Here is a 13610-nt window from a genome sequence, read left to right on the forward strand (position 1 = left end):
GGGCCGTTCGGACGGGTTCTTGCGTTTGGGGGGCTTTCCCGATGTCCATAACGGTACTGTTGGCTCGATGGGCGAAGCGGTCGTGACGCTGGAGCAGCGGCTGCAGCGGCTAGAGGATGATCGGGCGATCCGTGATCTCAAGGCGCGTTATCTGCGCGCCTGCGATGCCAAGGATCCCGAAGCCGTGCGCGATTGTCTGCTGCCGGTGGGGGCCGTGATTGCTTACGATGGCTTTCCGGCCTTTGCCGATCGAGAGGCCTTTGTCGCTGTCTATGCCCAATTGGGCTGCGCGCCCGGCATCTTTGATATCCACCACGGTGCCAACGGCGTAATCCGTTTTGTGGGCGAAGATCGAGCGACCGGGCAATGGTCCTTGCTGTTCCACAACATCAATCTGACCAGCCGCACGCTGACGCAAATGGGGGTTGAATATGATGACCTCTATGTTCGGCAGGATGGCCGCTGGTGGATTGCGGAAACCCGCTCGCGTCGCTTGTCGTGCTTAATTCACAGCGTTGATGCGGCCGGGCAGCCGGTGGTCACCGTCATGGGCGATGCGCCCGAAACATTCGGTTAAGGAGAACAGCTGTGCGGTTTGCAGGCAAGCGAGTTTTGGTGACAGGCGCCGCATCGGGGATCGGTCGGGCAACCGCGCAGCTGTTCGCGGCCGAAGGAGCACAGGTGACCCTGGCCGATATCAATGCTGCCGGGCTGGCAGAAACTGCCGCCATGATCGGCGATGCAGCCACGGCCGTGCCCTATGATGCGGAAGATCATGCATCGTGTCGCACATTGATCGCCACAGCGGCAGAGGGCGGTCTGGACGTTCTGTGCAATGTGGCTGGAATGCTGAAATGGGGGCCGACCGAAGCCTATGCGGTTGAGGATTTCGAGCGGATCTTGCGGATCAATACGACCAGCGTTTTCGTGTTGAGCCAGGCCGCCCTGCCGCATCTGGTCCGGTCAAAGGGCAATATCGTCAACATTGGCTCGACATCGGGCCTGCGCGGCATGATCTATACCGCTGCTTATTGCGCATCGAAACACGCAGTGGTTGGCATGACGACGGCGTTGGCGGCCGAATATGCGCCCAAGGGTGTGCGGATCAACGCGGTCTGCCCGGGCCACGTTAACACGCCAATGACCAAGCAGCAGCCACCAGCGGGTGAAATAGACTGGTCGATGGTCATGCGCGGCATGCCAAAATTGGAGGATGGGAGCTGCGATCCCGAGGATATTGCCGCAGCCGTGGCCTTTCTTGCTTCTGATCAGGCGCGCAAGGCCACCGGTACTGTGCTGGTGGTCGACGGTGGTCAGCTGGTCAGCTAAACTGGCTCGACGCCTTACGACCTGCCTGCCGCCCAAAGAAGGTGCAATCGGCCAGGCTCATGCCTGACGAATAACCATGCCCCCAAGCCGGCAGGCCAGAGGTGCAGCGTCCCGCAGCAAAGAGACCAGCAATCGGTGACCCGGACCGGTCCAGCACTTCGCCATCGGTCGAAGTCTTCAGCCCGCCGAGCGTGAAGAAGCTGAAGTAGCTGTCATGGAAATCCAGCTCGAGTGCGATGAAGGGGCCTTGGTCGAGTGCCACCAAGATTGGCGGTCGCTTGTCGAACAATGGGTCGCGGCCTGCGCGGGCGTGCTCGTTGTAAACCGCCATGGTGGCACTGAGCGTGCCGGCAGGCATTTCCAGCTCGGCCTCAACCTCATCCCAGGTCTCGCCTGTGCCAGCAATCCGCATCCGCGCAAAGTCCATAGGCTGGACGAAGTGGGCATTATCCAGAAGCAAATAGACCTTGCCGTCCGGCTGATCGACCGCGCAGCGGCTGACCCGGCCGTGATAGCAGTCCTCGTTGATGAAGCGCTGCCCCTTGGTGTTAACGAACACGCCATAGGCGTGGCTTTCGGGCATGGTCCACGGACAGGTGGTAAAGAACTGGTCCATGTGGATTGCTTCGCCGCCCGCGCCTATGCCCAGTTCGATGCCTGAACCATCGTCCTTGTCGCCGATTGGATCGTTGAGCTTGAAGGTATCGGGGCAGTGCTTGCGCCGCATAGCCTGGTTGAACACGAAACCGCCGGTGGCCAACACCACGCCCTTCGCCGCCTTCACAAAGCGGGGCTGGTTATCGATCCGCACCACCAGGCCCACTATCTGCTCACGATCCTGGATCAGCGCTAGGGCGCGGGCGTCGGTAATCACTTCCACGCCCTTGGCGCGGGCGCTGGCTTCCAGCACGTCGACCAATGGCCGCCCGCCGCCCCAGCCCATGTGCTGGATCACGTGTCCACGCGGGGCCGGCTTGGCCTGGTCGCAAAATGGCGCCGCAGCCTCGCTGCCTGACCAGATCAGGGTTGAGTCATCGGTCGGTTCGATGTGTTTACCGGGCAGATAGTTGCCGCGATAAGGCACGCCCTGGGCCTTGAGCCAGGCATAGTGGTTCACAGCTTCACGACCATAGAGTTCGCACTTGGCTTCGTCGACGCAGGGGCCGCCGGCCAATTTAAGATAGGCGGTAAAATCTGCGGTGGTATCCTCGAACCCCGCAGCGCGTTGAGCATCAGTACCGCCGCTGCCGCCGATGTAGATCTCGCCGCCCGACAGACCCGAAGCCCCGCCGCTGCCTGAATTGCGTTCGAACAGCATCACCTTGGCGCCTGCATCGGCGGCTTCGATTGCGGCGCAGGCACCGGTCGCGCCAAAGCCGATGATGGCAACGTCAGTTTCAAAATCCCAGGACTCGACCGCGCTGGCCGGGTAGGGGCGGTGCAGCGAAATTTCGGCCATGGGTTTAACCTTCCTGCGCCTTCAGCATGTCGAGCGCCACATCGACAATCATGTCCTCTTGCCCGCCGACCATCTTGCGGCGGCCCAGTTCGAGCAGGATTTCGCGGGTGTCGATTCCGTAAGTCTCGCTGGCCTTCTCGGCATGGCGAAGAAAGCTGGAATAGACTCCGGCATAGCCAAGGCTAAGGGTCTCGCGATCAACCCGCACCGGGCGGTCCTGCAGGGGGCGAACCAGATCTTCGGCCGCGTCCATCAGCAGACTGACGTCGCAGCCATGGTTCCAACCCTTACGGTCTGCGGCGGCCACGAAGACCTCAAGCGGTGCATTGCCTGCGCCCGCACCCATGCCCGTCAGGCTGGCATCAATCCGCACCGCGCCGCACTGCGCGGCGACGATCGAATTGGCCACGCCAAGCGAGAGGTTATGGTGGGCGTGCATCCCGCGCTGGGTTTCAGGCTTAAGCACGCGATCATAGGCTTCGAACCGGGCGCGCACGCCATCCATGTCAAGAGCGCCACCGCTGTCGGTCACATAGACGCACTGCGCGCCATAGCTTTCCATCAACAGCGCCTGGCTGGCCAGATGGTCCGGCTCGATCATATGGCTCATCATCAGAAAGCCCGAAACGTCCATGCCTAGGTCGCGGGCAATACCGATGTGCTGCTTTGATACGTCGGCTTCGGTGCAGTGCGTGGCGACCCGGACCGAACGCACACCGATATCATAAGCGCGGCGCAGTTCCTCAACCGTGCCAACGCCAGGCAAGATCAAGGTGGTCAACACGCATTTATCCAGCACATCGGCCACGGCTTCCAGCCATTCCCAGTCGGTATGAGCGCCAAAGCCATAGTTAAAGCTGGCACCCGACAGACCATCGCCATGCGCCACTTCGATCGCATCCACGCCGGAAGCCTCGATCGCTTGCGCGATCGCGCGGACGTGGTCGATGCCGTACATGTGACGGATGGCGTGCATACCATCGCGCAGGGTCACATCCTGGATGTAAACCTTGTCGCCTGCAGTGACATCGAACTTGCTCATGCGCTCATCCTCCGCGCGGCCAGAAGCTCGCCGGTGGCCTTGGCAGCGGCGGTCATGATGTCGAGGTTGCCCGAATATGAGGGCAGATAATCCCCGGCCCCTTCGACTTCGAGCATGATCATCGACTTGATCCCAGTGAAGTCGCCCATGCCGGGGATCTTGAGGCGATTGTTGTCGCCGAACCGTTCAAACTGCACCTCTTGCTTGAGGCGATAGCCGGGAACGTACTTCTGCACTTCCGCCACCATCTCTGCCACGGATTGACGGATCGCATCCTCACTGCCGCCTTCGGACAGGGTGAAGACCGTATCGCGCATGATCATCGGCGGTTCGGCGGGGTTTAGGATGATGATCGCCTTGCCCTTGGTTGCGCCGCCCACCACCTCAATCGCCCGCGCGGTGGTGCGGGTAAATTCGTCGATGTTGGCGCGGGTTCCTGGCCCGGCAGAACGGGATGAAACCGAGGCAACGATTTCGGCGTAATGGACCTTGTCCGAAACCCGGGCGACCGCGGCCACCATCGGGATCGTCGCCTGACCGCCGCAGGTCACCATGTTTACGTTCGGCTGATCAAGGTGCTGGCTCATGTTGACTGGTGGGACCGTGAAGGGCCCGATCGCGGCCGGGGTCAGGTCGACCACCTGGATACCGTCGGCCCGCAGGGCCTCGTCGTGCGCCTTGTGGGCATATGCAGAGGTTGCATCAAACGCGATGCCGATTTCGGCATAGCAGGCTAGCTGCTTCAGCCCTTCGATCCCCTCGTGGGTCGTGGCAATGCCATGCTCGCGGGCCATGGCCAGCCCTTCCGAAGCCGGGTCGATCCCCACAACCGCCGCCAGTTCCATGTTCTGCGGATACTTGATCATCTTCATCATCAGGTCGGTGCCGATATTGCCTGAACCGATGATTGCGGCCTTCACGCGTGCCATTACTGTTTCCTTAGACAAAACGAGCCGTGCAAGTGCCAACACCGTGCAGGGTCATCGCAAAGACATCGCCCTTTGCCGCCGGCTCAAGCGGGACCAGGCTGCCTGAAAGGATCACGTCGCCTGCATCAAGCGTGACGCCATAGGTGCCCAGCGTGTTGGCCAGCCAGGCAACCGCCTGGGCTGGGTCGCCCTGGACGGCGTGACCATATCCTTCCGATAACGCCGCGCCGTTTTTGGTGACGGTCACGTGCAGCGCGGGTAAATTGTGATCGCGTGGATTGGCCCTGGCTTCGCCAAGAACGAAGACTCCACATGAGGCATTGTCCGCAACCGTATCAACAATCCCGATTTTCCAGTCGCGGATGCGGCTGTCGACGATCTCGAAACAGGGGGCGATATAGTCGGTTGCGGCAATAACGTCCCCTGCGGTTACGCCGGGTCCGGCCAGACTGTCTTTCAGCACGAAGGCGATCTCGGCCTCGGCGCGCGGCGCGATCAGGGCCTTGGCATCGACATCGATTACGTCGCCGGTCTGCATCCAGTCGGTCAAGAAGCCGAAGTCGGGCTGGTGGACACCAAGCATGTCCTGCACGGCCTTGCTGGTAACGCCGATCTTCTTGCCAACCACGCGTTCACCATCGGCGCGGCGGCGGGCCAAGAAGCCAAGCGAAATGGCATAGGCATCGTCGATGGTCAGATCGGGGTGACGTTCGATCAATGGGGCGACCACCCGGCACTCGCGCAGGGCAGCATAGAGTTCACCCGCCAGACTCGCGGTGCGTTCTTCGCTCACAGATAGGTTCCGTCCTGATAGATCAAGGGGGCGATGCCATCGCTGACCGTGGCGCGCAGCACCCGAGCGATGACAATCGAATGCGTACCATAGGCCAGCATCGCGTCGATCACGCAGCCGAGATTGGCCTGGGCTCGGGCCAGTTCCGGCAAGCCATCAGGGCCATCGCGCCATTCGCCGATCCGGAACCGCTCATTCTGCGAAACGCCTCCGCCAAAGGCGGCCGAGACATCCTGTTGATCACGCGACAGCAGGTTCACCGAAAGCGGCGCGGTCGGCACCAGCAACCCGTGCAGCGCCGTCGCGCGATTAACGCAAACCAGCACTGCGGGCGGGTCCGCCGTCAGCGAGGTGACCGAAGTGGCTGCCATGCCAATCGGCCCTGCTTCGCCCCGGGCTGCCACAATCGCCACCGATGCGGCCAGACGCCGCATGGCTGCGCGAAACTGTTGCGGCAGTTCTTCGGGGATCAGCGGATAGCCATCAGCCACGCAGGAATTCCAGGCTATAGCGATTGAACTCTTCTGCCCGCTCAACCTGAACCCAATGACCGGTGCGGGTGAAGGTCATGCAACGGGCATCGGCGCAGCGATCCAGAAAATGCCGGGCGCCGCTTTCGGGGCAAAACTCGTCGTTCAGCCCCCACAGCACAAAGATCGGCACCTGCAATTCGCCCACCCGCGGCCCCAGATTGGGGGTGCGCATCCGCATCAGCACGTCCTTGGGCTGGTTGCGGGCCACGGCGAACCGCTCTTCAACCAGGGCGTCTGGAATGTGGGCGGCAAAGTCGGGGTGAACCAGATTGCAGATCAAGCGGCGCTGTTCAGCCAGGTTGAAGTCCGGCCCGCCAAAATTCGACACCATCTTGGTGATCCCGGGCATCTTGAAGTAGTCGGCTTGCTCTTCGATGCAGCCTGGCGCCATCAGGATCAGCCGCTCGGTGAATTCGGGATGGTCAAGTGTCAGCTGGATCGCCACGCCGCCTCCAAGCGAATTGCCGACCAGCGTCGCGCGCTCAATCCCGTGTTGCCGCAGTGCTTCGTAGAGCGTGTCGGTGAACAGCTGCAGTGTGTAATCGATACCCTCTGGCTGCGATGAGGCACCATAGCCGATGAGATCGGGCAGGATCACCTGATATCCGGCGGCCACGAAGGCGGGCCAGTTCTGGCGAAAATTTGATGCCCCTGATGCGCCCGGACCGCTGCCGTGGATGAACACGACAACCGGTCCTTGGCCAGCCGACTTAAGGTGAACCTGATAACCGCCAGCGACGTCGTAAGTCGCTTCCGAAAGGGCCGTCATGCCGAGGTCCTTACAGGAAGGGGTTCAGCGGGGCCTGGCCCAGCATGGCGTTGATTGCATCGCTGGTACGGTTGCCGGGATCGTTGGCAACGTGTGCACGACCAGCGTGGAGATCGAGCCAAGGCTGGATGATCTCGCTGCTGGTATAGATCGCGCGGCCACCAAACAGTTGGACAATATCGTCGACCAGGCTGGCGAGGCGGCGCACCACGGTGGCGGATTGATAGGTATAGAAGGCCCGCTTTTCCATCGGGATATCCTCACCCCGCTCGGCATAGCCCATCAGGTCTTCAAAGGTAAGCCGCAGGGTGGTTTCCATTTCGCCCTTTTCGGCAATCGCGCGGGCTATGGCCGCGTGGAGAATGGGATCGTCCTTCGAAGCCTTACCGGTATTGGTCGAAATCCGGCTCTGCATGATGTCGAGCGCCGCGTTGATCGCCGCCTGCGCTCCGCCAAATGCGGCGGTGGAGACCGAGCGGACAAAGACCTGCGCCCAGGGAAGGCGATAAAGCGGGCCGGTGTTCACTTCCTGGCCCGGGTTCTTGCAGAGGAAACCGTCGATCGACCGGTGGGTGCGATAATCCGGCACGAACACGTCATCGACGATAATGTCGTGGCTACCAGTGCCCTGCAGGCCAAACACGTGCCAAGCGTCCTCGTCGATCGCATAGTCGCTGCGCGGCAACAGGAAGGTGCGCATTTCGGCCGGCGTGCCATCGTCCTTGGGCGGGCAGAACGCGCCAAGCAGCACCCAGCCAGAGTGCGCCGATCCCGTCGAAAAGCCCCATCGGCCTGACAGGCGGAAGCCACCCTCTACATGGGTAACCTTGCCAACCGGCTGATAGGTTGAGGAGACCAGCATGTCCGGGTTGTCACCCCAAACTTCTTCCTGCGCCTTGTCGTGAAAAAGGGCCAATTCATAAGGGTGGCAGCCAACAACGCCAAACATCCAGCCTGTCGACATGCAGCCCTCGGCCAAGGCCTTCTGCACCTCGAAGAATACATTGGGATGCATTTCGTACCCGCCCCAGCGCTTGGGCTGGACGATCTTGAAGAAGCCGGCTGCCTGCATCTCGGCGATGGTTTCGCGCGGAACATTGCGGTCACGCACGCATTGGCGTGCGCGGGCCTTGAGTGCAGGGATCATAGCCCGTGCACGGTCGACCAGTTCATCGCTGGTCGGGATCGAGTTCGCATACTCGGTCTGTAGGGCTGCGGTGGCCATCTCCCAGTTTCCTCTTGCTTGCTTCGACTCAGCTGCCACGAGCGAGTGGCTTCGTAAAATTTTGTAACGTTTGATACGCAAATCGTCAATTGAAAAGGCGTTTGACTTCCGATATTGCGGTTTGAAGACAGGGTTGGTGCCGCGATTCATTGAAGTGGACCATTTGGGAGATTTACCGGCTTGACGCAGGGAGCCATGATTGACCTTTCAGGGAAAGTGGCCCTGGTGACCGGCGGTACCCGCGGGCTTGGGTGGGTTATATCTGGACGGCTGGCGGCGGCTGGTTGTGCGGTTGTGGCTTGCGCTCGCAATGCGCCGCAAAGTCTGCCTGCTGGTGTCACGTTTGCTGCCGCTGATATTCGCGATCCCGAGGCTGCAAAATCACTCGTCGATGACATTGCTGCCAAGCACGGTCGAATCGATATCCTGGTCAATAATGCTGGTGGTTCGCCAGCAGTGGCGGCGGAACAGGCTGGTCCGCGGTTCGTTGAGGCGATTACCCGGCTAAACTTGCTGGCACCGCTCTTCCTCGCGCAGGCTGCGCATCCGCACATGGTTGCGGCGGGCGGTGGCTCGATTGTTAACATCGCAAGCGTCTCGGGCATTCGTCCGTCGCCAGGTACGGCGGTTTATGGGGCGGCCAAGGCGGGCCTTCTGAATTTGACGCAGAGCCTGGCCCAAGAATGGGGGCCGGCAGGTATCCGGGTCAACGCAATCATTGCCGGCCTTATGCAGACCGAAAGCGCCGAAATCACTTACGGCGATGCTGCGGCGCAGGCCGCTGTCGGCCGATCAATGCCGTTGCAGAGGATGGGTACTGGCGAAGATCTCGCCGGGGCAGTTCTGTGGCTTTGCTCTTCGCTCGCCAGCTGGGTCAGTGGCGCAAGAATTAACGTCGATGGCGGGGGCGAGCGCCCCTATTTCCTCGATCTCGTGAAAGGACATTGATGGCCATGGGCATCAAGGCGCTTGGCTATGTCGTCATCCAGGCAACACAGCCACAACGGTGGGACCATTTTTTGACGCAAATGGCGGGCGTAATGCGCGCGCCCGATGCCAGCGATGGGGGGCAACTCTATCGCATCGATCAGCGGCCGTTCCGGTTTCGGATCGAAACTGGGCCGCAGGATCGCTTTGTTGCGGCGGCCTATGAGGTTGATAACGTAGCGGCACTTGATGCGCTGGCTGTTGCCGTGGCGCAGAGTGGCCGTCCGGTTACGCCAGGCTCGGATGCGGGTGCGGCGCTGCGCGGAGTGGATCGCTTCTTTGCCACCAGCGACCCAGCCGGCAATGGGCTTGAATTCTATTGCGGCGATAGTGTTTCGGCAGAACCGTTTGCCTCGCCATTGGACGTGCCTGGTTTTGTTACTGGGGCTATGGGGATGGGCCATGCGGTGTTTTCTGCGCCCAATTTTGATGAATGCGTTGCGTTTTATCGTGACGTGGTGGGCTTCCACGAAACGGACATGCCGCGCTTCTTCTTCGGTGGCGGTGGGCCGGATGATCCGGGCATGGGTTTTGCCTTCATGCATGCCGACAACGGCCGTCACCATTCAATTGCGCTGGGTGAAGGGCCGGTTTCACCCTCAGGCTGCGTCCATTTGATGCTTGAATTGCCCAGCCTCGTCGAGGTGGGCAAGGCCTATGACCGGATGAAGGCACTGGGCTATACGGAGAGTGCGTCACTTGGCCAGCATTACAATGATGAAACGGTTGGATTCTATGTCCAGACGCCAGGTGACTTTGATCTTGAGATCGGCTGCGACAGTTTGGTGATCGATCCGGCCAACTGGGAAGTGACCCGTCACAAGGGCATCAGCATCTGGGGGCACGAATGGGCCTGGCAGAAGGCGATGAAAGAAGAGCAGGCGGCCGCAGAATGACCATGTTGGATAAACGGTTGACCCCGGCTGAGATCGTCGGGAGGCTGAGCGACGGAATGACGCTTGGAATCGGTGGCTGGGGACCGCGGCGCAAGCCGATGGCGCTCATCCGCGAGATCTTGCGGTCCGACCTGAAGGACCTGACCGTGGTGGCCTATGGCGGTGCCGATGTCGGCATGCTGTGCGCAGCGGGTAAGATCAAAAAGTTGGTCTTTGCCTTCGTCAGCCTGGATTCGATCCCACTTGAACCCTGGTTCCGCAAAGCGCGCGAGGCAGGTCAGATCGAGGTACTCGAACTCGACGAAGGGATGTTCCAGTGGGGGCTCAAGGCAGCGGCATTTGGCCTGCCGTTCCTGCCTACTCGCGTCGGGTTGGGAACTGACCTCGCCGCACTGGGCGGCCTGAAGACCGTGCAATCGCCTTATGCTGATGGCGAGACGCTGATCGCCATGCCGGCGCTGAAGCTTGATGCCGCGCTGCTTCACGTCAACCGCAGCGATTGGCGCGGCAATATCCAGGCCTTTGGCCCGGATGTCTATTATGACGAATGGTTCGCCCGGGCTGCGACCAAGACCTATGTCTCGTGCGAGGAACTGGTTGACCGGATGGAGGATCACTATCCGGATCAAGCCCAGGCCAATATCGTTGAGCGCGCCTTCATCAGCGGCGTGACCGAGATAGCCGGCGGGGCGCACCCCAGTTCTATGCCCCCGGCCTATGGCTGGGACATGAAGGCCTTCAAGGCCTATGCCGATGCCGCGAAAGACCCGGGTGACTGGGCGGCGGTGCGTGACCGTTTCGTTGGAGCGAGCGAGGAAGACTACCTCGCTGGCTTTGGCGGCAAAGAGGGAGTGGCGGCGCTGCCGCTGCCAATATTCTGATGACCGACATCTCCCTGGCCGAACTCTGCATCTTTGCCTGTTCGGAAGCGTTTCGGAACAATGGCGAGATTATCGCCACCGGAGTTGGTCCTGTCCCGCGGCTTGCCGCAAGCCTGGCCAAGTTGACCCATACCCCCGAATTGATGATGACCGATGGAGAAGCCTATCTGGTCGAGCAGCCGGTGCCTTTGGGTCCGCGCGGCTATGATGATCGCAAGCCTGCCGGGTATCTCCCGTTCAGCCGTTTTTTCGATGCGGCGGTCTGGACCGGGCGTCGCCATGCGATGGTCACACCAACCCAGATTGACCAGTTCGGGCAGATCAACCTGTCGCAGTTGGGCGGAACGCACCGCCAGCCCAAGACGCAGATGCTAGGCGTGCGCGGCTTTCCGGGGAATACGATCTACCACCCCAATAGCTTCTTCTTCCCCAGCCACACGGCACGGGTCTTCGTGGCCGGCGAAGTCGATATGGTATCCGGCGTCGGCTATAATCCGGCCAAACGCGTGCCGGGCGGCAATTACTCTGCCGTCGATCTACGAACCATCGTCACCAACCTGTGTGTGATGGATTTTGGCGGGCCTGATCACGCAGTCCGCGTGGTTTCGCTGCATCCGGGTGTAACCTTTGCCGAAGTGCAGGAATCCACCGGTTTTGGTCTAATCGATGCCGTCTCCGGTGAAACGCCGCTGCCTGATGCTGCCGCGCTGGAGATTATCGCCAGGCTCGATCCGCACAACATCCGCGCCAGCGTGATCAAGGACAATCCGTCCGCCAGGAGGACTGCATGAGCAAGGGCCGCGAGCTGGTTGAACCGCAGCAGGTCAACCCCGATTACGAGACCGCCGAGCCGGTTCTCTATCAGGTTGTCGATGGGGTGGCATGGATCACCATGAACCGTCCCGGATTTAACAACGCCCAGAACGGGCAGATGACCTACGCGTTGGACGATTGCTTTAACCGGGCGGTGCAGGACGATGCGGTGGGCTGCATCGTACTTGCCGGCGAGGGCAAGCATTTCTCGGCCGGGCATGACATCGGTACGCCGGGGCGCGATCTGCATCACGAATTCGATAAGCGGCTGATGCTGCCGCCGCACACCAATAAGCCGGCGGCCGAGCTGCTCTACACCCGCGAACAGGAACAGTATCTGGGCATGTGCCGGCGGTGGCGCGACATTCCCAAACCGACCATCGCCATGGTTCAAGGGGCCTGCATTGCCGGTGGCCTGATGCTTGCCTGGGTCTGTGACTTGATCGTCGCGAGCGAAGATGCGTTCTTCCAGGATCCGGTGGTACCGATGATGGGCATCCCGGGGGTGGAATACTTTGCTCATGCATATGAGCTGCCCCCGCGCGTTGCGAAGGAATTTCTGCTTCTGGGCGAACGCATGTCAGCAGCGCGAGCCGAGCGGTTCGGTATGGTCAACAAGGTGGTCCCACGCGCCGAACTGCGCGAAGCCACTGCGGCTTGGGCTGCCAAGTTGGCTGCAGCACCGCGTCTTGGCAACTGGTTGACCAAGCAAGCGGTCAATCACGTTGAGGAATTGCGCGGCAAGCGCAGCGCGATGGATGCGGTGTTCCACATGCATCACTTTGCCCACGCCCAGAACGACCTGGTCTATGGCAACTCGATTGCCGGCGTTTCGGGCAAGTCGGCCGCAGCCAGCAACAAGCAGCGGGACGAAGGGGAGTAAACCTTGCCTGATCCGCTTGCCACGGCCTTAACGCGGCGCCTTGGGTGCCGCGTTCCCGTGATCCAGACCGCGATGGGGTGGATTGCGACCCCGCAGTTGGTTGCCGCAACCAGCAATTCCGGCGCCTTCGGCTTTCTGGCCGGGGCGGTGATGAATCCGGCCGAGCTCGCCGATTCCATCGCTCGGCTGAGAGATCTGACCCCCCATGCTTTCGGGGTGAATTTCCACTCGTTCCAAGCCGGGGCGCCAGAGATCGTTGAGATTATCCTGGCCAATGCGGACCGGGTTCGCGCGGTCAGTTTTGGCCGCGGACCGGACGCGAAAATGATCGGTCGGTTTCGCGATGCAGGGATCCTGTGCATCCCCACGGTCGGCGCAGTTAAGCATGCCGTGAAGATGGTCCAGCTGGGCTGCGAGATGATCACGGTGCAGGGTGGCGAGGGCGGTGGGCACACCGGATCGGTGCCAACCACGGTGCTGCTGCCTCAGGTGCTCGATGCGGTTGACGTGCCGGTGGTCGCAGCCGGCGGTTTTGGCGATGGGCGTGGGCTGGCCGCGGCTCTGGCCTATGGCGCCTGCGGGATCGCGATGGGGACCCGTTTTATGATGACTGCTGAGAGCCCCGTTCCGGCCGGGCCAAAGGCTGCCTATGTCAAGGCTGCCAGCGGCGACATCATCGTCTCTACCAAGGTGGACGGGATACCGCAGCGTATGATCCTGAATCCGCTGCTACGCCGGATCGAAGGATCGGGCCGGATCGCCATGTGGCTGCGCGCGATCGAGGCCGGATTGGAAATGAAACGCCAAACCGGCATGAACTGGGGCGAAGTTATCGGCGCGGCGCGGGGGATGACCAGCCACGGCGAAATGCCGCTCAGCGCTGCAATGATGGCGGCTGCTGCGCCGATCATGATCCAGCGCGCGGTGGTATGTGGCGATGCCGATCAGGGGCTGATGGCCACCGGCGCGGTAGCCGGCCGTCTGCACGATCTGCCCACCTGTGCCGATTTGCTCCAATCGATCGAAACCGAGGCGCGGGCCCGTATTGCCGCGCTCTGCGCGAAGGACTGA

15 protein-coding genes are annotated in these 13610 nt (G+C 61.4%); 8 read left to right on the forward strand and 7 right to left on the reverse strand.

Annotated elements, in window-relative coordinates; genetic code table 11:
• The first annotated feature begins 19 nt into the window (after window positions 1-19).
• Window positions 20-577 (forward strand): nuclear transport factor 2 family protein, encoded by a 558-nt coding sequence (locus RQP55_RS01610; RefSeq protein WP_315608429.1) that lies wholly within the window; start codon window positions 20-22, stop codon window positions 575-577.
• Between the two features lie 38 nt (window positions 578-615).
• Window positions 616-1329, forward strand: a complete 714-nt coding sequence (locus RQP55_RS01615) for an SDR family oxidoreductase (RefSeq protein ID WP_315608430.1) — start codon at window positions 616-618, stop codon at window positions 1327-1329.
• Here RQP55_RS01615 and RQP55_RS01620 read toward each other — a convergent pair.
• Genes RQP55_RS01620 through RQP55_RS01650 form a run of 7 tightly spaced genes read right to left on the reverse strand, consistent with a single transcriptional unit; the run spans window position 1322 to window position 8079 of the window.
• Window positions 1322-2788 (reverse strand): FAD-dependent oxidoreductase, encoded by a 1467-nt coding sequence (locus RQP55_RS01620; protein ID WP_315608431.1) that lies wholly within the window; start codon window positions 2786-2788, stop codon window positions 1322-1324. The genes RQP55_RS01615 and RQP55_RS01620 overlap by 8 nt on opposite strands.
• A gap of 4 nt (window positions 2789-2792) precedes the next feature.
• Entirely contained in the window at window positions 2793-3830 is a 1038-nt protein-coding gene (gene dmpG, locus RQP55_RS01625) for a 4-hydroxy-2-oxovalerate aldolase (RefSeq protein WP_315608432.1), read from the reverse strand.
• Complete coding sequence (locus RQP55_RS01630) at window positions 3827-4759, reverse strand: acetaldehyde dehydrogenase (acetylating) (protein WP_315608433.1); 933 nt, start codon at window positions 4757-4759, stop codon at window positions 3827-3829. Before RQP55_RS01630 ends, dmpG begins: the two co-directional genes overlap by 4 nt.
• Before the next feature lie 10 nt (window positions 4760-4769).
• Window positions 4770-5552: a fumarylacetoacetate hydrolase family protein gene (locus RQP55_RS01635; protein ID WP_315608434.1), complete on the reverse strand. Its 783-nt coding sequence runs from the start codon at window positions 5550-5552 to the stop codon at window positions 4770-4772.
• Complete coding sequence (locus tag RQP55_RS01640) at window positions 5549-6043, reverse strand: flavin reductase family protein (RefSeq protein ID WP_315608435.1); 495 nt, start codon at window positions 6041-6043, stop codon at window positions 5549-5551. The genes RQP55_RS01635 and RQP55_RS01640 overlap by 4 nt, the downstream gene beginning before the upstream one ends.
• Entirely contained in the window at window positions 6036-6854 is an 819-nt protein-coding gene (locus RQP55_RS01645; protein WP_315608436.1) for an alpha/beta hydrolase, read from the reverse strand. Before RQP55_RS01645 ends, RQP55_RS01640 begins: the two co-directional genes overlap by 8 nt.
• 10 nt (window positions 6855-6864) lie before the next feature.
• Entirely contained in the window at window positions 6865-8079 is a 1215-nt protein-coding gene (locus RQP55_RS01650; RefSeq protein WP_315608437.1) for an acyl-CoA dehydrogenase family protein, read from the reverse strand.
• Window positions 8080-8274: 195 nt separating this feature from the next.
• Between RQP55_RS01650 and RQP55_RS01655 the strand changes: the two genes are divergently transcribed.
• Genes RQP55_RS01655 through RQP55_RS01680 form a run of 6 tightly spaced genes read left to right on the forward strand, consistent with a single transcriptional unit; the run spans window position 8275 to window position 13610 of the window.
• Window positions 8275-9027, forward strand: a complete 753-nt coding sequence (locus tag RQP55_RS01655; protein ID WP_315608438.1) for an SDR family oxidoreductase — start codon at window positions 8275-8277, stop codon at window positions 9025-9027.
• Window positions 9027-9962: a VOC family protein gene (locus RQP55_RS01660; protein ID WP_315608439.1), complete on the forward strand. Its 936-nt coding sequence runs from the start codon at window positions 9027-9029 to the stop codon at window positions 9960-9962. The genes RQP55_RS01655 and RQP55_RS01660 overlap by 1 nt, the downstream gene beginning before the upstream one ends.
• Window positions 9959-10843 (forward strand): CoA transferase subunit A, encoded by an 885-nt coding sequence (locus RQP55_RS01665; RefSeq protein ID WP_315608440.1) that lies wholly within the window; start codon window positions 9959-9961, stop codon window positions 10841-10843. Before RQP55_RS01660 ends, RQP55_RS01665 begins: the two co-directional genes overlap by 4 nt.
• Entirely contained in the window at window positions 10843-11634 is a 792-nt protein-coding gene (locus RQP55_RS01670) for a ketoacid CoA transferase (protein ID WP_315608441.1), read from the forward strand. Before RQP55_RS01665 ends, RQP55_RS01670 begins: the two co-directional genes overlap by 1 nt.
• Window positions 11631-12539 (forward strand): enoyl-CoA hydratase, encoded by a 909-nt coding sequence (locus tag RQP55_RS01675; RefSeq protein ID WP_315608442.1) that lies wholly within the window; start codon window positions 11631-11633, stop codon window positions 12537-12539. The genes RQP55_RS01670 and RQP55_RS01675 overlap by 4 nt, the downstream gene beginning before the upstream one ends.
• Before the next feature lie 3 nt (window positions 12540-12542).
• Window positions 12543-13610 carry a nitronate monooxygenase gene (locus RQP55_RS01680; RefSeq protein ID WP_315608443.1) on the forward strand — a complete coding sequence of 356 codons (1068 nt, stop codon included), beginning with the start codon at window positions 12543-12545 and terminating at the stop codon, window positions 13608-13610.

It is taken from the genome of Novosphingobium sp. APW14 (assembly GCF_032337075.1).
In the GTDB taxonomy this organism is placed as follows: domain Bacteria; phylum Pseudomonadota; class Alphaproteobacteria; order Sphingomonadales; family Sphingomonadaceae; genus Novosphingobium.

Excerpts from the sequence above, each read along its gene's own strand:
- dmpG (WP_315608432.1), bottom strand. The coding sequence starts at position 3,830 with ATGAGCAAGTTCGATGTCACTGCAGGCGACAAGGTTTACATCCAGGAT.
- RQP55_RS01650 (WP_315608437.1), bottom strand. The coding sequence starts at position 8,079 with ATGGCCACCGCAGCCCTACAGACCGAGTATGCGAACTCGATCCCGACC.
- RQP55_RS01645 (WP_315608436.1), bottom strand. The coding sequence starts at position 6,854 with ATGACGGCCCTTTCGGAAGCGACTTACGACGTCGCTGGCGGTTATCAG.
- RQP55_RS01655 (WP_315608438.1), top strand. The coding sequence starts at position 8,275 with ATGATTGACCTTTCAGGGAAAGTGGCCCTGGTGACCGGCGGTACCCGC.
- RQP55_RS01675 (WP_315608442.1), top strand. The coding sequence starts at position 11,631 with ATGAGCAAGGGCCGCGAGCTGGTTGAACCGCAGCAGGTCAACCCCGAT.
- RQP55_RS01660 (WP_315608439.1), top strand. The coding sequence starts at position 9,027 with ATGGCCATGGGCATCAAGGCGCTTGGCTATGTCGTCATCCAGGCAACA.
- RQP55_RS01620 (WP_315608431.1), bottom strand. The coding sequence starts at position 2,788 with ATGGCCGAAATTTCGCTGCACCGCCCCTACCCGGCCAGCGCGGTCGAG.
- RQP55_RS01670 (WP_315608441.1), top strand. The coding sequence starts at position 10,843 with ATGACCGACATCTCCCTGGCCGAACTCTGCATCTTTGCCTGTTCGGAA.
- RQP55_RS01630 (WP_315608433.1), bottom strand. The coding sequence starts at position 4,759 with ATGGCACGCGTGAAGGCCGCAATCATCGGTTCAGGCAATATCGGCACC.
- RQP55_RS01665 (WP_315608440.1), top strand. The coding sequence starts at position 9,959 with ATGACCATGTTGGATAAACGGTTGACCCCGGCTGAGATCGTCGGGAGG.